The organism is Vibrio lentus, from assembly GCF_002875945.1.
GTDB classification, from domain to species: domain Bacteria; phylum Pseudomonadota; class Gammaproteobacteria; order Enterobacterales; family Vibrionaceae; genus Vibrio; species Vibrio apostichopi.
Window position 1 is genome coordinate 1 of the sequence record NZ_MCZK01000036.1, and the last position, 17067, is coordinate 17067.

Here is a 17067-nt window from a genome sequence, read left to right on the forward strand (position 1 = left end):
GTAGGACATCGCCAGGCTTTATTTACGTTTTCAGTTTTAAATAACTGAAAGCAAAACTAAAGCAGCACACAAGTAAGACTGATTTTAGTAACAATTTGTTGGAGGGATGGCTGAGTGGTCGAAAGCACCGGTCTTGAAAACCGGCAACCGTTAATAGCGGTTCTAGGGTTCAAATCCCTATCCCTCCACCACCATTGAAAAGCCCGCTGAGAAATCAGCGGGCTTTTTTTCGTTTTACAGTTTTAAACTATTATATATTCTGCCAAATAGTGGACTTTTCGGTTGATTCACTCACAGATGATTTCAGAGCTTCCTAAATAACCTTATTAGGCTGTTTGCTAACAAGGTTACTAGGATGCCTTGAATCAAAAAATAGAGCTGATACTGGCTCACATAGTGCTAAATAAGAGGTAATTTGATGTGAGGAGAAGGTTATTTACTAAGTGACTTTTTGGTATTCAGGATCTTCTGTACCAGTAGTCGACTTAGTCGATTTTTCTTATCTTAAACTCACTTGTTAACACTGAGTCGTACTCCTTTCCGATGTACTCGGTATTGAAGATACTTTTATGTAGCTCTGTCTGTTCCGAATCGATTCCTGCCCATTGTGCAAATGTGTCTGAAAAGTCTCTCAAATTATATTTGACCGAATGTGTTTTTGTTTCTTGGGTATCGTCACTCATTGTTACAAACGGTACTTCTACTGCCTGCCTTGAAAAGTGTGAGCCAGTACCGTGAATCAAATATGGGGGGGCATTTACAGACGTTAAACCATGGTCAGAAAAGTAGATGATTTTATACGTTTTGTCATACATCGCGAGTAGGTCTCTTACCTTCTCTAGAAAAGTTACTCCATACACCACTGATTTTGAGTAGCATTCTAGATATTTGTTATCTAGGGTTTTTAGTGAAACCTCTTCATCAAATCTCTTACAAAAGTCATAGTGTGACCCCATGGTATGAATGAAAATGACTTTCGGCCTTTGAGTTTCTTCACGAATTGCCTTGCTCACTTCTGGCAGTAGAATGTTATCTGGTTCTGCTTTCTCATAAGACGTATTCTTATAATATTGGTAATGTGCCCTACTCGCGATTGCGGACACCTGCGTCTCGTATTGCCCAATCTTAGCTTGATTTGATATCCAATAAGTTTTCATTCCAGCATCATTAGCAAGATCTATCACATTCAAGTTTTTGTCATGCCTGTTTACATCTAGGCTTTTCGATAATATTCGAGGGATTGAAAAATATGTAACAACAGACGGGGAAATAACACCATTGTATATTTCTGCTTCTTTTATTTTACCTTTTTCTTCGTTATACGACGGGTAGTAACTTTTAATAACAGATTCACCAATATTTACGATATAAATATCCTTTGATGTTTTATTTGTATGAACATTTTCCCATTTTGAAAAAATTACTGATTTTCCCCCGTCAAGAAGAGATAGTTCATAATACAAAGATATAGGCTTAATAACTGTAATTAATCCTAAAAAACTAAACCACACTTCATGATGGATTGTTTTTGAGTACTCTTCATTAATGTATGTCTTCTTTTTATTATCATACAAACTATAAAACTTGGTGACTAATATACTGGAGAATAATATCAACATAATCAATGAAAATGATTTGCCAACTTTTCTTAAGGTTATGTTAAATGATAAGAAAACTAGAGTAGAAAATATAATTATCTTTACATATGTTATGAGGCTTATATTTTTTATATGTTCAAGTGCCTCACCTTGATTAGACTCTAAAATCGAACCTAAGACACCTAAATCTAAGTTGATCGAGTTTAACCTTAAGTAAAATTCAAAGGTCATTATTACCGTGAGAAGAAGAAATACAAACTTATTACCGACAAATGCTATTATAGTTGCTATAACTAACATGTTTAAACTTAATATTGACAGGGTAAACCACACATTATCATCAGCCCCAGTTCTCAACAGGTAAAATGTCATGATACTTAAAGGAATCAGAGTCTTAATATCAATGTTTTGTCTAGTTCTCATATGTTTTTGGGTAGCTTATGTTGTCGGCCCTTCGATGAGTGTAGTCATTGATGTGTGGAGAGGCAACGTAAAGGCATACCCAAACGAACACAATAATATCCCTAGTATTATCGTTAATTCTGGTAATTTGATCGCACATGCCGGTGGAGGGATCAACGGTTTAAAATATACAAACTCGTTAGAAGCTATGGAGAAATCAATTGAACATGGTTTCAAGATGATAGAGTTAGATCTACTTATTTCATCGGATGGAAGGATCGTTGCTGTTCATGATTGGAAATCTTTTCATGTAATGACAGACTCTAAGGCGAAATCTGCCATCACATATAATGAATTCGCTATAAAGAAAATTCACGGGGAATATACTACATTAAGTATTGAAGAAGTAACTCAAATTATCAACGAAAGTAATGTTTTTCTAGTTACGGATAAGATCCAAGACCTCGAACTGCTGTCACAGCATATTATAGATAAAGACAGAATCATTGTTGAAGTTTTTAATATAGATAAATACAACGAAGCAATAAGATTCGGTTTTAATAATGTTGCATTAAATATAAGTGTAGGCTCCCCATTTATTATCGAATGGCTTTCTTTGAATGAAATTAAAGCAGTTACTTATAGAGGTGATAAACTAAATAATTATGGTTCAGAGTATGAAAATGCAATTAAAATAGGTAGTAAGGGAATATCTTCGCTCATATACTCTAAGGAAGACTTAGATTTGGCTAATATTCGAAGTTATGGATTGAAAAACTTTGCTTTATATGTCGATTTTGTTCTGCCATCAGATGAACTATAAAATTGTATCTTATCTAAAAAGCAGAGCGTTTATGCTCTGCTTTGGTGTTTAGCTAAATATTTTCGGAACTTGTGCGGTTTTGGTTTATTTAGCTACATTACCTGCCACGTTTAGAGCATCCCAAGTCCGTGAAAAAGGAGGGGCATAACAGAAGTCCATGTAACCTAGTTGTTGAGTCGTCATCTTCGCGGTGATAGCTACCGCTAGTGCGTTAATGCGGCCAACCGCTCCTTTCTTACCTACGATCTCACCACCTAGCAAAACCTTAGTTTCTGGGTGATAAACTAGTTTTACCTTGATGTCTTCTTGGCCTGGATAGTAATCGGTTTGGTTTTTATCTGAAATGGTCGATACTTTCACATCTAAGCTGTGTTCTTTCGCTAGAAGTTCATTTACGCCGGTACACGCTAGTTCGTAATCGAGTACTTTCAAACAAGACGAACCTAAGAAGCCTGACATATAGGTATCTTTTCCTGCCAGCTTGTCCGCCATCATGCGTGCTTGCTTGTTGGCTGTGGTTGCTAGAGGGACATAAACAGGTTTGCCTAGTGCCATATGATGGACAACGGCACAGTCGCCGACGGCATGGATATAAGCATCTTCAGTAGCGCCATATTCATTCACAAGCAAAGCGCCGTTTGCTGCTTTTGGCAGTGCGAATGCTTCAGTATTTGGTTTGAAACCGAGTGACAGGATCACGACATCAGCTTCTACGTTGCCGTTATCAGTTTCAACGATGTAACCACCGTGCTCAGCGTCGCGAATCGCTGACACACTGCAACCTGTTTTTAGCTCTGCGCCTGATTCACGAATTGCACCTTCAACTACATCAATGATTTCAGGGCTGAACTGACGATTCATAATGTGCTGTTCACGTTCGATAATCGTCACGTGCTTATCTAAGCCATGTGCTGCATCAAAGACTTCAAGACCTATAAAGCCTGCACCGATGACACACACACGTCGTTTACTATCATCTTTAAGCGCTTCTTTGACTGCTAAGCCATCTTCCATGCTTGTTAGTGTGTATACGTGTTCTGGATTGAATTCACCGAATGATGGAACGATCGGACGTGCGCCTGTCGCTATCACCAACATATCGTAATTGATAGTGCTCTCTACGTTTTGGTGACGCACAGTAATGTGTTTTTCAGTGCGGTCGAACGACACCATTTCTGTTTCTACACGAACATCTAAACCAGATTTAATCGCTTGTTCTGGCGTACGAGAAATCATTCGTTCTGTGTCATCAAACATGCCGCCTGCAAAGTAGGGTAGACCACATGCTCCAAAAGAGATGTAACTGCGCTTATCTAAAACGATGACTTCGTCTGATGGCTGATTACGTTTGTATTTTGCTGCGAAACTCATACCAGCGGCGCTACCGCCTATAACAACAACTTTCATATTTACTACCTAAATAACCTGAACTCAGGAAAAACAGAAGAGCACTCAAGTGGAGTGCTCTTAATTAAGTTTGAGAATTATACTGCTGCTTCTTTTGATACAGTCGCTGTAACGTCAGCGTCGTATTGTTCTGTGTTTAGCGAGCCGTTTTTCTTAGCCGTTAGTACACCAGACAACATTGAGCCTGAGATGTTTAGTGCGGTACGTGCCATATCAATCAGTGCTTCAATAGACACTAGAATCGCAACCACTGTGATATCTAGGCCCATGATGGTTAGTACGGCTACTGCTGCGAATGTTGCACCGCCACCAACACCTGCGATACCGAATGAAGCAATCGCAATAACTGCAATCAGCTGTAGGATGAAGCTTAAGTCTACAGGCATACCCATAACTTGCGCCGCCATGATAGCGAGCATTGCTGGGTAAATACCTGCACAGCCGTTTTGACCGATACTGGTACCGAATGTCGCTGACATGTTTGCTGTTTCTTCGTCTACACCTAGACGTTGAGTTTGTGTTTCAACGTTTAGTGGGATAGCTGCCATGCTTGAGCGAGAACCGAAGCCGAACACCAACACTGGCCAGATTTTCTTCATGAACTTAGCAGGAGACAGGCCGAACATAGACACCATCACGAAGTGGATGCCGAACATCACGCCAATTGCTACGTAGCTTGCTAGAAGGAAGCGACCCATTTCAGCTAGTGCGAATAGGTCATTCGTCATCATGAACGTGGTCATCAGAGCGAATACACCGTAAGGCGTTAGCTTCAGGATTTCACGAACCATTGAAAGTACCACTTCTTTTGCAGAGTTGATGAAATCAACGAAGTTTTGCACTTTCTCTGGCTTACGGTTTTTCACTTGAAGGATACAGAAGCCTAGGAACATGCCGAACAGTACAGTCGATAGCGTAGAAGTACGTTGAGAGCCGGTTAGCATGTCGAAGATGTTGGTTGGAATGATAGATAAAGCCATACCAGACAGGCCACTGCTCGCCATTGCATCTTGTGTTGCTACCAGTGAATCACCACGAGCTTCAATCGCACTGTTTGTGCCAATTGTGCTTACTAGTGCGTTCGCATCGATACCAAATAGGTAAATACTTGCGATACCAACGGCTGCTGATATTGCACAAGTGAAAAGTAGAATACCGATGATTTTTGGTGCGATACGAGATAACGCGCCACCGCCTTCAACGTTCATGATCGAAGAGATCATCGCCACGAATACGAGCGGGATAACGATCATTTGTAGAAGTTTGATGTAGCCTTTACCGAACACTGAAATCAGTTCAGCAAAGCCAGACGTCGCAACGTTACCGACACCGAAAACAAGTTGAATTGCGCCACCGAACAGTAAGCCAGCAGCAAGCGCACTGAGTACGCGGAAGTTAAAACTTTTCTTTTGCTTTTTGAAGTTCGACAGCAGTGCGTAGAACCCAAAGAACAGTATGCTTAATCCAATAAATGAAACGCTCATGAGAATCTCCTATGATACCCATTAATAACTAAGTCGGTTATTTCTTGTATGCGATGGCTTCAACTTCAACCAATGCGTCTTTTGGTAATCTAGAGGCTTCAACACAAGAGCGAGCAGGTGCGTTCTCTGTACCAAACACTTCTGTATACACTTCGTTAAATGCTACGAAGTTCTCCATGTCTGATAGGAAGCAGGTTGTCTTAAGCACTGTGTCCAGTCCCGCATTACTCGCTTCTAATACAGCTTTTAAGTTTTCTAGAGACTGACGAGCCTGCTCTTTAATACCGCCCTCAACAAACTGCATGGTTTCTGGAACGAGAGGTAATTGACCTGATGTATAAACCATGTCGCCGTAAGACGTACCTTGTGAGTAGGGACCGATAGCTGCAGGTGCTTGTTCAGTGGCAATGATCTGTTTCACGATGTAACTCCTAAATTATTGGTTTTATTCTGATTTAAATTCACGGATAAACTTGTAAACCGCCTGACGGCTGATCCCAAGTTGCTCTGATACTTGTGTAGTCGTCTCTTTTAGCTCAAATACTCCGTTATCAAATAAGCAACGGATGATGGCTTTATTGCGACCTTTAGAAGAAACCGACTCGTCTTGATCAACCTCTTTAATGGCTGAACTCAATGCTTGTTGAATCACGTCGTTCGCATTGTTACTGAATGTCTCGCTGACAATGGTTTGCGGCACATTGCACTGCGGCATCAGCGTCTTGACGATTTCTGGGAATGGGAATGATAAGTTCATGTTGATGCACAACATGCCGATGGGCTTCTGTTGTGGGCCTGCCAGCACGCAGGTGGTCGATTTCAGTAGGGAACCATCTGCTGCATTGGTGAAATAGCTCTTAGGAGAAACTTCGCCAGTTTTCTCGAATGTACTCCACATACGTAAACCTAAATCGGTGATAGGCGAGCCGATTTCACGACCAGTGTGATGACCATTGACGATCTTCACGACAGAGTTTTCTAAGCTTTCAAAGGAATGGATGACCACTTCACAATAGGGACCAATTAAATCAGCAATCGTCTCTGCTAATCGGAAGTAGTTGCGTAAACATTCTCTGTCTTCATCGGTGAATCGAACTTGTTTTACATTCATGATTTCGGTTTACATTTTTGAACTCAATGACTGAAAACTACTCCTTTGGTGGTATTTCGGCAAGGTGCAGTAAACTTCTGTAAACCGACAAAAAGCGTTCAAAACATCAACAAAAATGAAATTTTAGGTCTAAATCACGAGTGAAATTTGAACAAGATCACCAAAGATAGCCAAAATAGGTTTAATTTCTTAAACCCTATCAAAGTTTACATATTTAAAACCAAAGGTTGCGTTTTTGAATACTTTAATGATCTAGAACAAGTTCCATATCCTTGGGAAACGAGCTTCGCTGACTCTTCATCTTAACGCCTTAAAATTGTCATGTTGTTTAGCTAAGTTGGCGAAGCAAGATTGCTTTTACTATAACTGTATTTAAATTATTCGAATTTTCTAGAAGTGTGGATTTATGAACAAAGCGGTTTGGGGTTTAGCCCTCGGCCAGACATTGCTCTGGTGTTGTCTCTATTACATTTTTCCGGCGATGCTTCTGCATTGGGAGCAAGTGCACGACTGGAGTCGTTCTGAATTCATGTTGGGGCTAACTTTGGCAGTGGGTGTGTCTGCCATTGCGGCTTTGCCTGCTGGGCGCTTGATTGACAAAGGTTATGGCGCATTGATGATGACGGTTTCGGCAGTTATTGGTGGCGTGCTGTTGTTTATGATCAGCTTGGTAGAACAACTGGCTTGGTTTTATGTGCTCTGGGGATTGATGGGAATCGCAATGGCGGGTTGCCTTTATGAACCTTGCTTCGCCTTTTTGATTCGAAACTTGAGGACTAAAGCCAAACGCGCGATCACTATGATCACCTTAGTGGCAGGCTTTGCGAGTACTATCAGCTTTCCAACAGTTCACTACTTAGCTCAGCATTACGGCACGGTGATGGCCTTACAGATTTTTGCTGGGGTTGTTCTGTTTGTCGCCGCGCCACTTCTGTTCATTAACACTAAATTGCTTGCTCGGTTTCATGTGCCCTCTAACAGTGAGGTTGGTTCTGAACCGCCTCCCAAAGTATCTGGATCTTCAACTACTTATTTAAGCTCTGCCTCTTACCTGTCTAATCCAATGTTCTGGTTACTTGCTTTTGGTTTCTCGATGCTCGCATTAAATCATGGTGTGGTGTTAAACCATCTGTTGCCATTGTTGGATGAGCGTAATGTCCCTGATAACTTAGCAATATTGGTGATCTCTTTGATAGGGCCAATGCAGGTGGCTGGGCGCGTGATGTGGTTGTTGGTTGATAAACACTGGTCGATCATGCGAATCACTGTCGCGTGCTTTCTGAGTATCTGTTGTGCGACCTTGTGTTTGATTCTGTCTGAGAATGTTCTGTATCTAGTGGTCGGTTTTGTGCTCTTACAGGGTTCCGCTTATGGAGTGATGAGTATAGTGAAGCCTCTTACGACTCGTGAGGTGATGGGGGAAGCTAACTTTGGCTCTTTAGCGGGAGCAATGGCGGTTCCTTATTTGTTGGCGTTTGCATTGTCACCATACTTTGGCGCGGTTATTTGGCAAATAGGCGGTTATCAATGGGTTCTGTGGAGTATCTTTGGTAGTGCAGTTGTTGGTTTTATCTCGATAGTCACTGTATCAAGGCTTCATCTCGCTCGAACTCAATCGTGTTTATCGTAGACATAGATTGTGCTGAGGCGGTATTCACATCGCTTTGAAATTAAACACTTAATCATTTTGAGCACTCCTTTATGGAGTGCTTTTTTGTATGTGAATTTAGCAGCTATTGGAGGTGTGTATCTATTGAGCAGAGAATACTGAGGAGTTGCCATTTTAATTGAGCTTTTTATTGTCAAATTACTGTGAATTACGTCCGTATATAAGTTGATTTTCCCCATCAAATCTCTCCTGAATTTGGTATTTAAAACAGCAGGTTAAGCTTGTCTAGACAAGTAAGCTGACCGCTTGAAATATTTCATTTCTGCAAATAAACCGACACGTAACTTTAATAATCAGACGTCAAAGTGGCCTTAAATCAAACAGGGACATTGACGATGAATAACATCATTGAAGTTAAGAAGGTCAACAAAACATTCGGTTCGAACAAGGCACTGAATGGTATCAATTTGACGATTACTAGCCGCAAGATGACGGCGCTACTAGGCCCATCCGGTTCAGGTAAATCTACGCTGCTTCGCCATTTAAGTGGCCTGATCATTGGAGATAAAAGTGCGGAATCTCAAATCAACGTGCTTGGTCAAACGGTGCAGGCGAATGGTAAGGCAGACAGCAATGTCCGCAACATCCGTTCGCAAGCGGGTTACATCTTTCAACAATTCAACCTCGTTAACCGCTTATCCGTGATGACCAATGTACTGATTGGCGCACTGAGCTCTACTCCGAAGTGGCGCACTCTGACAGGCATTTTTACGGTTGAGCAACAGCAAGAAGCGCTTGAAGCACTGCGTCGAGTTGGCATGGAAGATTTCGCAGGTCAGCGTGTTGGCAACCTCTCTGGCGGTCAGCAACAACGTGTCGCTATTGCACGCGCACTGATGCAGAAAGCGAAAATCATTTTTGCCGATGAGCCTATCGCTTCGCTTGATCCTGAATCAGCACGCATCGTGATGGAGCTGCTTACGGACATCAATGAGAAGGAAGGCATTCCTGTCATCGTCACACTTCACCAAGTCGACCATGCCCTTAAGTATTGCGAAAACATCATCGCGCTGAAAGACGGCCAAGTGTTCTACGAAGGTAAGAGCGCGGAACTGACTAAACCTCAACTCGAAGACCTATACCGTTCTAAAAAATCGATAAACACGCCACATATTCAACCTAACGACGTGCTCGCTGCGTCTTTTTAAATATCAGGGAAATTAAGATGTTTCATTCAATGAAATCAGGGATTAAGAAGGCAGTGACGCTAGCAACCGTGTTGATGACGACACTCACTGCTGGTCACGCTTTTGCTAAAGATTCGATCAACTTCGGCATTATCGCGACTGATGCACAACAAAACTTGCGTAGCCGTTGGGAGCCTCTTCTGGATGATCTAGGTAAAGCGTTAGGCATGCCAGTGAAGGCTTATTTCGCACCTGATTACGCAGGCATCATTCAAGCTCAGCGTTTTGGCAAGGTCGATTTTGCTTACTACGGAAATAAGGCGGCGATGGAAGCCGTTGATCGTGCTGACGCAGAAGTCTTCGCTCGATACATAGATGAAGAGGGCTTACAGGGTTATTACAGTTTACTCATTGTGAATGCCAAAAATGACAACATCAACACGCTTGAAGATGTGATCGAGCAGCGCGAAACACTGAAATTAGGTAATGGCGATCCTAACTCTACGTCGGGTTTCCTTGTGCCGAATTTCGAAGCGTTCGCCAGCAATGGTATTTCCGCCAATGACTTTCACCGCAACGTAACCGCAAGCCATGGTGCCAACGTGATGGCTGTCGCGAACAACCAAGTGGACGTCGCTACTAATCACACCATGAGTCTTATCCGCATCGAAGAGCAAAATCCTGAGTTGTTTAGCAAACTGAAAGTGGTTTGGAAGTCAGAGCTTATCCCATCAGACGTGGTTACCTACCGTAAAGATTTAGATGAGGACTTGAAGCAAAAGGCGCGTGATTTCTTCGTCAGCTACGGCGAAGAGCCTGAACAGCTTGAAAACCTACATCAACTGGCTTGGTCTGGCTTTGCTGCTACTGATAACAACCAACTACTGCCTATTCGCCAAATGGAAGCGTTCAAAAAGCTGGTTGACGCTGAAAACAACAGCAACCTAAGCGAGAAAGACAGAACCAAACGCATGGCGCAATACCAAGCAGAAATCGACCAGCTGCAAACAGAAATTGATGCGCTGAAAGGCTAATCCCATTCCCTGCGCCGCTTTGGGCGGCGCAAAAAAGAGTAGATAACAATGACTGCAACAACTCAAAGTTACGAGCCTTCATCGAAGCTGTCGATTAAAAACGGCGTGATTGCTGTGATAGCGCTACTGGTCCTTAGCTGGGCGTGGCAAGGCGCAGAGATGGCACCCATGATGTTCTTTGAACACCCAGAGAACATGGTTCAGCTAGGCAAAGATTTCTTCCCCGCGGATTTCAGTGAAAGCAACGTGTACCTCAGCGAAATGCTAGTGACCATTCAAGTGGGCATTTGGGGAACCGTGCTATCAATTCTGTTAGCGATTCCATTTGGCATTCTGAGTGCTGAGAACCTGATGCCGAGCTGGGTGACATTTCCAATCCGTCGATTGATGGACTGTCTACGCGCTATCAATGAAATGGTGTTTGCGATGCTGTTTGTCGTTGTTGTCGGATTAGGACCGTTTGCTGGTGTGATGGCGCTGTTTATTCATACAACAGGTGTGCTTGCCAAGCTATTTGCTGAAGCCATTGAAGCGATTGAACCCGGCCCGATGGAAGGCGTGAAAGCGACAGGCGCAAACCCAATCGAAGTGATTCTTTACGGCGTGATTCCACAGGTGATGCCGCTTTGGATTTCATACTCACTGTACCGCCTAGAGTCGAATATTCGCTCGGCAACGGTTGTGGGTATGGTTGGTGCGGGCGGTATTGGTGTGTTGCTTTGGCAATCCATCTCAGGTTTCCAACTACAACAAACCGCCGCAATCATGTCGATTGTTATCGTGACGGTGAGCGTTATCGACTTCGTTTCTCAAATCATCCGTAAGAAGTTTATCTAGGCATCTTAGATGTCTATTTATCTGAACTTATCTAGATAAGTGATTGAACTTTAAGAAAGGAAACTCTTATGCCCGTTTACTTGGATATTGCCTCAGAGCTTGAAAAGGAAGTGAAAGACCGCTTTGTTCCGGGTGACTACTTACCACCGGAATCCAAATTGGCTGAGCGCTTTGCCGTGAATCGTCACACGCTTCGTCGCGCGGTCGATGAACTGGTATCTACGGGCTTGATTCAACGTCATCAAGGTAAAGGCAACATGGTAATTCGTCAGCCAAGTGACTATCGACTTCACTCCGGAGCGCATTTTACCAAGAACCTGATTGAGCAAGGTGCGATGCCAAGGTGTGAGGTACTTCAATCTCGTCTTATCAACGTATCACCCAAGATTGCGGGCTACTTGAAAATGGAAGAGGGAAACAAGGTCATCCACATCCGTACCCTGCGAAAAACAGGAGATACACCGAGAACTATCATCGACCACTACCTACCGAATCTGGAGTGGTGGCCGATTCTCAAGAACTTCACCAACGGTTCTTTGCACCAATTTATTCAGCGAGGTTTGGATACTGATTTAGAGCGAAAAGAGACTCGGGTGGGCGCGAAAATTCCAACTAATGAAGAGTGTCGTTTATTGCAAATCAGTACCAGTACACCGCTACTCAAAATTAAAACCACCAACGTAATTAAAGGCACTCAAGTAATAGCGGAATTCTCAAGTTCCAATACTCGTGCCGACGCAACCGAAATAGTAATGGAGCACTAAATGATAGCTTTGAAAGAGCGACAAAAGTGGATGTCAGTACTCGCGCAGAGCCAGTTCTCAGAATTGAAAACACGCTGGGAAGCATTAGGGCTGAACGCGGAATACGCCATAGTTCGCCAACCAGAGATTGGTTTAGCGCAAGTGCGTGCGCGTATGGGCTCAACAGGCCGCCAGTTCAACATGGGGGATGTCACGATTACTCGCGCAGTAATCAAGCTAACAAGTGGAGAACTTGGTTACAGCTACCTACAGGGGCGAAGCAAGCCTCATGCAGAGCTAGCTGCTGTTGTTGATGCCTTGATGCAAAACGGACAACAAGCTGAGGTGATCAACACGAAACTTATTGAGCCTTTGGCTGCGATGAAGCACGAACGAGACAGTCAACGTCGCCAAGAAGTGGCTTCAAGTAAAGTGGACTTTTTTACCATGGTTCGCGGAGAAGATTAGGTTCGCGGTGAAGCTTGCTTTATAGAGAAGAACAGCTTCGCTCGTAAGCAAAAGAACCACATGTCATTCAAGAATAAGATTAACGAATTAAACAGGTTAGAACGAATTCAATGAGTATGATTTCTCCTGCATTTCAAGATGCAGTTCATGATAGCCAGCAGTGCTTTCGATTGCTGCTCAAGGCGATGTCAGAACCCGGCACCGTCATAACACTAAACCGTTGCGAAGGCTTTGGTTCAATGATAAGTGCAGCCGCTCAAACGCTGCTTTCCATGGCCGACAATGCAACACCGATCTGGCTATCTTCGACATTAAAGGCCGATCACGCGGTGACTGAAAACATTAAGTTTCACATTGGTGCTCCGATTGTAGAACAGACTCAACAAGCAAGTTTCGCTGCGATTTCAGCGCAAGACTTACTGGATATCGATTGGTCAGAACTGACATTTAACCTTGGCAACGAAGAGTATCCAGATACCTCAACAACGGTTGTGATTGAAGTTGATAGCTTAACGTCGGGTACTGAGCTGTCATTGAGTGGCCCTGGTATTCAAAGTGAACAAGCTGCGTTCTTTAGTGGATTACCGGCGGGCTTTGTTTCTTACCTTAAAGAGCGTCAATCATTGGTGAAGTTCCCATTAGGTGTCGACTTTATCTTTGTGGCGAACCAGCAAGTGCTGTGTCTGCCTCGTACAACCAAAGTGGAGGCGACAACATGTACGTTGCTGTAAAGGGTGGAGAAAAGGCCATTAGTCTGGCGCACCAACTGCAAGCGAAGAAGCGTCGCGGTAATCCTGATTTACCAGAATTAAGCGTTGAGCAGATTCAAGAGCAGCTGTCAGGTTCGGTAGACCGAGTGATGACGGAAGGTGGAATTTATGACAAACAACTTTCGGCATTAGCCATCAAACAAGCCGCGGGTGATTTAGTCGAAGCGATTTTCTTGTTACGTGCTTATCGCACCACGTTACCTCGCCTGATCACTGCGCAACCCGTTGATACTAATTCAATGCGAATTGAGCGTCGTATTTCGGCAACCTATAAAGACCTACCTGGCGGTCAAATCTTAGGTCCAACCTACGATTACACGCATCGCTTGTTGGATTTCAGTCTGCTGGCCGAAGGTGAAACGCCGCAGATCCCCACGCAAGATGTGACTGACTCTGAACCTTGCCCACAGGTATTAGGCATTCTTGAAAACCTCGACATGATGTTGACCGAAGAAGATGACCAGCAGACCCCAGAAGACATCACTATGAATCCGGTGAACTACCCGTGTGATCGTAGTGTACGCCTACAAAACTTGGTGCGCGGCGATGAAGGTTTCTTATTGGCACTGAGTTACTCGACTCAGCGTGGTTATGGTCGCAACCACCCATTCGCGGGCGAGATTCGTACCGGATTTTCGACACTATCTATTGAACCGGAAGAACTGGGTTTTAGCATCGACATCGGTGAGATTGAGTTGACAGAGTGTCAGATGATCAATGGTTTTGTTGGTAACAAACAACAGAAAGCCAAACTGACTCGTGGTTACGGCTTAACGTTTGGAGCGACTGAGCGTAAAGCAATGTCGATGGCGTTAGTTGACCGCTCTTTGCAAGGCGCAGAATACGATGAGCCTGTGGATGGTCCAGCTCAAGATGAAGAGTTTGTGCTTTCTCACTCAGACAATGTCGAAGCCGCTGGCTTTGTGTCCCACCTCAAACTTCCTCACTACGTCGATTTCCAAGCTGAACTGGAGCTGCTTAGAAAAATGCATAAAGAGCACGATGAATTGATGGCTCAGCCAGGTAATGACGAACAAGGAGGTCAGTCATGAACACAGCATCACTTAATGCACCGATAGGTAACGCTTCAACGGTATTTAATTCTGAGGAGGCCGCATCTCACAGCTCAGTAGGTGCAACGGGCTATAACTATGGCTACCTTGACGAGCAAACCAAACGAATGATTCGCCGTGCCTTGCTTAAAGCGGTGTCTATTCCGGGTTACCAAGTACCGTTTGGTGGTCGAGAAATGCCAATGCCTTACGGGTGGGGAACCGGTGGTGTGCAGATCACCGCTGCAATCATCGGCCAGCCAGACACGCTAAAAGTCATCGACCAAGGTGCCGACGACACAACCAATGCGGTGTCGATTCGAGAGTTCTTCAAATCTATCGCCAGTGCAAATACTACTGAGAAAACCACAGAAGCGAGCATTATTCAGACTCGCCACCGTATCCCAGAAGTTGATCTTCAAGAAGATCAGATCTTGGTGTATCAGGTGCCGATCCCAGAGCCACTGCGCTTCATTGAGCCTCGTGAAACTGAGACTCGCAAAATGCATGCACTGCAAGAGTACGGAATCATGCACGTCAAACTGTATGAAGATATCGCTCGTTTTGGACATATCTCGACGGCTTACGCTTACCCAGTGCGAGTCAATGATCGCTACATCATGGACCCATCGCCAATCCCTAAGTTCGACAACCCGAAAATGGACAACATGGCAGCATTGCAGCTGTTTGGCGCGGGTCGTGAAAAGCGCATCTACGCCGTTCCTCCTTACACCAAGGTTCAGAGCCTAGATTTTGAAGATCACCCGTTTGAGGTTCAGAAGTGGGACGAGCCGTGTGCGATTTGTGGTTCAACGGATACCTTCCTTGATGAGGTCGTTATGGATGACCAAGGCTCACATATGTTTGTTTGCTCAGATACGGATTACTGTCGTGAGCAACAAGATCGCAGTCAACAACTTGATGGCAATCAGTTCGTTCATAACGAAATAGGCCGCAAAGAGGAGAACAACGTATGAACGCGGTGACAAATATGAAACACGAATGGAATCAGTCAGAGCAGCCTCTGTTGTCTGTCTCTAGTCTCACTAAGTTGTATGCGCCAGGTAAAGGCTTTCAGAACGTCTCGTTTGACCTTTTCCCTGGAGAAGTGCTGGGTATTGTCGGGGAATCTGGTTCTGGTAAAAGCACCTTATTGAAGTCACTTTCTGGTCGCCAAACACCAGACAGCGGTGAAGTGATTTACTTGCGAGGTGATGCGGATAAGCAAATCTCACAACTGGAAGATTTGTACCAAATGGCGGAAAGTCAGCGTCGCCATTTGCTGCGCACAGAGTGGGGCGTGGTGCATCAACATCCAATGGATGGCTTGCGTGGCCGAGTATCTGCGGGCGGCAACATTGGTGAGCGCCTGATGGCAGTGGGTGAACGTAACTATGGCGAAATTCGTGAGAAATCAGCGAAATGGCTGGGTGATGTCGAGATCCCAACGGATCGAATGGACGATATGCCGACGACCTTTTCTGGAGGTATGCAGCAAAGATTACAGATCGCACGCAATTTGGTGACTCACCCGAAGTTGATCTTCATGGATGAGCCGACTGGCGGCTTGGATGTTTCGGTGCAAGCTAAGTTGCTCGATCTTCTTCGTCGCTTAGTGACAGAGCTTGAGTTAGCAGTAGTGATCGTAACTCACGATCTTGCTGTTGCTCGCTTGCTTGCACATCGACTCATGGTGATGCGCCGCAGTGAAGTCGTAGAAAGCGGCCTTACTGATCAAGTGCTCGATGATCCACAACACCCATACACACAACTGCTGGTTTCTTCTGTATTGCAGAATTAAGGACGATGACATGAATACCAAACTAACCGTAAACAACGTCAGCAAAACTTTTGTGCTACACAACCAAAATGGCGTTGAATTGCCGGTGTTAACCGGCGCGAACTTCTCGGTAGACAGTGGCGAATGTGTGGTTCTGCACGGCCATTCGGGCTCAGGTAAATCAACGTTACTGCGTACGCTATATGCCAACTACTTGATGGATTCTGGCTCAATTAATATTGTGCATCAGGGCAGCACGCTAGATCTTGCGAAGGCTACGCCACGAGAAATCATCAACGTGCGTAAACACACCATAGGTTGGGTAAGTCAGTTTTTGCGTGTGATTCCACGTATTAGCGCGCTGGAAGTGGTGATGCAACCTATGTTGGAAATGGGTGGCTGCGCGCAAGAAGCAGAACAGAGAGCAAAGTTACTGCTGACTCGATTAAACGTGCCAGAGCATTTATGGCACTTGGCACCAGCAACTTTTTCTGGTGGTGAACAGCAACGTGTGAACATCGCGCGTGGTTTCATTGTTGATTATCCAATCCTACTGCTTGATGAACCTACCGCTTCGCTCGATGCGACCAACAGTGCGGTGGTCGTAAGTTTGATTGAAGAAGCCAAAGCGGGCGGTGCTGCAATTATCGGTATCTTCCATGATGAAGCAACGCGAGATTTGGTCGCTGATCGTCTGTATGACGTGCAGCTTCAAAAAGACATTTCACCAAAACAACTCACTACAGCGTGTGCGTAAAGGGA

At 44.3% G+C, this 17067-nt stretch carries 17 protein-coding genes and 1 tRNA gene; 13 read left to right on the forward strand and 5 right to left on the reverse strand.

The genetic code is table 11. From position 1 onward, the window contains the following. The first annotated feature begins 100 nt into the window (after window positions 1–100). A tRNA-Ser gene (locus tag BCT49_RS02940) sits at window positions 101–191 on the forward strand. 294 nt (window positions 192–485) lie between these two features. Here the strand turns inward: BCT49_RS02940 and BCT49_RS02945 are convergent. After that, complete coding sequence (locus tag BCT49_RS02945) at window positions 486–1898, reverse strand: sulfatase-like hydrolase/transferase (RefSeq protein WP_241908022.1); 1413 nt, start codon at window positions 1896–1898, stop codon at window positions 486–488. Window positions 1899–2055: 157 nt separating this feature from the next. Here BCT49_RS02945 and BCT49_RS02950 point away from each other — a divergent pair, with 157 nt between their 5' ends. After that, window positions 2056–2823, forward strand: a complete 768-nt coding sequence (locus BCT49_RS02950; protein ID WP_241908023.1) for a glycerophosphodiester phosphodiesterase family protein — start codon at window positions 2056–2058, stop codon at window positions 2821–2823. Between the two features lie 84 nt (window positions 2824–2907). Here BCT49_RS02950 and BCT49_RS02955 read toward each other — a convergent pair whose 3' ends face one another. The 4 genes from BCT49_RS02955 to BCT49_RS02970 all read right to left on the reverse strand — a co-directional run bounded on the left by BCT49_RS02955 (window position 2908) and on the right by BCT49_RS02970 (window position 6825). Beyond that, window positions 2908–4230: a CoA-disulfide reductase gene (locus BCT49_RS02955; protein ID WP_102434077.1), complete on the reverse strand. Its 1323-nt coding sequence runs from the start codon at window positions 4228–4230 to the stop codon at window positions 2908–2910. A gap of 77 nt (window positions 4231–4307) precedes the next feature. After that, window positions 4308–5714, reverse strand: coding sequence for a cation:dicarboxylate symporter family transporter (locus tag BCT49_RS02960; protein WP_102434078.1), 1407 nt, complete (start codon window positions 5712–5714; stop codon window positions 4308–4310). Between the two features lie 37 nt (window positions 5715–5751). Continuing rightward, window positions 5752–6135 carry a RidA family protein gene (locus BCT49_RS02965; RefSeq protein WP_102434079.1) on the reverse strand — a complete coding sequence of 128 codons (384 nt, stop codon included), beginning with the start codon at window positions 6133–6135 and terminating at the stop codon, window positions 5752–5754. A 24-nt stretch (window positions 6136–6159) separates the two neighbouring features. Further along, window positions 6160–6825: a helix-turn-helix transcriptional regulator gene (locus tag BCT49_RS02970; protein ID WP_198595810.1), complete on the reverse strand. Its 666-nt coding sequence runs from the start codon at window positions 6823–6825 to the stop codon at window positions 6160–6162. 406 nt (window positions 6826–7231) lie between these two features. On the opposite strand from BCT49_RS02970, the gene BCT49_RS02975 reads away from it, so the two are divergent. The 11 genes from BCT49_RS02975 (at window position 7232) to phnL (ending at window position 17062) form a co-directional block, all read left to right on the forward strand. Beyond that, window positions 7232–8455: an MFS transporter gene (locus BCT49_RS02975; protein WP_102434081.1), complete on the forward strand. Its 1224-nt coding sequence runs from the start codon at window positions 7232–7234 to the stop codon at window positions 8453–8455. 374 nt (window positions 8456–8829) lie between these two features. After that, entirely contained in the window at window positions 8830–9642 is an 813-nt protein-coding gene (gene phnC, locus BCT49_RS02985; protein WP_102434083.1) for a phosphonate ABC transporter ATP-binding protein, read from the forward strand. Window positions 9643–9659: 17 nt separating this feature from the next. Then, entirely contained in the window at window positions 9660–10655 is a 996-nt protein-coding gene (gene phnD / locus BCT49_RS02990; protein WP_102434084.1) for a phosphonate ABC transporter substrate-binding protein, read from the forward strand. Window positions 10656–10703: 48 nt separating this feature from the next. Beyond that, a complete protein-coding gene (gene phnE, locus BCT49_RS02995) occupies window positions 10704–11492 on the forward strand; it encodes a phosphonate ABC transporter, permease protein PhnE (protein WP_017111557.1) in 789 nt (262 codons plus the stop codon). A 68-nt stretch (window positions 11493–11560) separates the two neighbouring features. Further along, window positions 11561–12256: a phosphonate metabolism transcriptional regulator PhnF gene (gene phnF, locus BCT49_RS03000; protein ID WP_102434085.1), complete on the forward strand. Its 696-nt coding sequence runs from the start codon at window positions 11561–11563 to the stop codon at window positions 12254–12256. After that, complete coding sequence (gene phnG, locus BCT49_RS03005) at window positions 12257–12703, forward strand: phosphonate C-P lyase system protein PhnG (protein WP_102434086.1); 447 nt, start codon at window positions 12257–12259, stop codon at window positions 12701–12703. Window positions 12704–12813: 110 nt separating this feature from the next. Beyond that, window positions 12814–13434 carry a phosphonate C-P lyase system protein PhnH gene (gene phnH, locus BCT49_RS03010; protein ID WP_102434087.1) on the forward strand — a complete coding sequence of 207 codons (621 nt, stop codon included), beginning with the start codon at window positions 12814–12816 and terminating at the stop codon, window positions 13432–13434. Then, entirely contained in the window at window positions 13419–14525 is a 1107-nt protein-coding gene (locus BCT49_RS03015; protein ID WP_102434088.1) for a carbon-phosphorus lyase complex subunit PhnI, read from the forward strand. Before phnH ends, BCT49_RS03015 begins: the two co-directional genes overlap by 16 nt. After that, window positions 14522–15502 (forward strand): alpha-D-ribose 1-methylphosphonate 5-phosphate C-P-lyase PhnJ, encoded by a 981-nt coding sequence (locus tag BCT49_RS03020; protein ID WP_102434089.1) that lies wholly within the window; start codon window positions 14522–14524, stop codon window positions 15500–15502. The genes BCT49_RS03015 and BCT49_RS03020 overlap by 4 nt, the downstream gene beginning before the upstream one ends. Further along, complete coding sequence (gene phnK / locus BCT49_RS03025; protein WP_102434090.1) at window positions 15499–16326, forward strand: phosphonate C-P lyase system protein PhnK; 828 nt, start codon at window positions 15499–15501, stop codon at window positions 16324–16326. Before BCT49_RS03020 ends, phnK begins: the two co-directional genes overlap by 4 nt. A gap of 10 nt (window positions 16327–16336) precedes the next feature. Continuing rightward, a complete protein-coding gene (gene phnL, locus BCT49_RS03030; RefSeq protein WP_102434091.1) occupies window positions 16337–17062 on the forward strand; it encodes a phosphonate C-P lyase system protein PhnL in 726 nt (241 codons plus the stop codon). Window positions 17063–17067 lie beyond the last annotated feature (5 nt).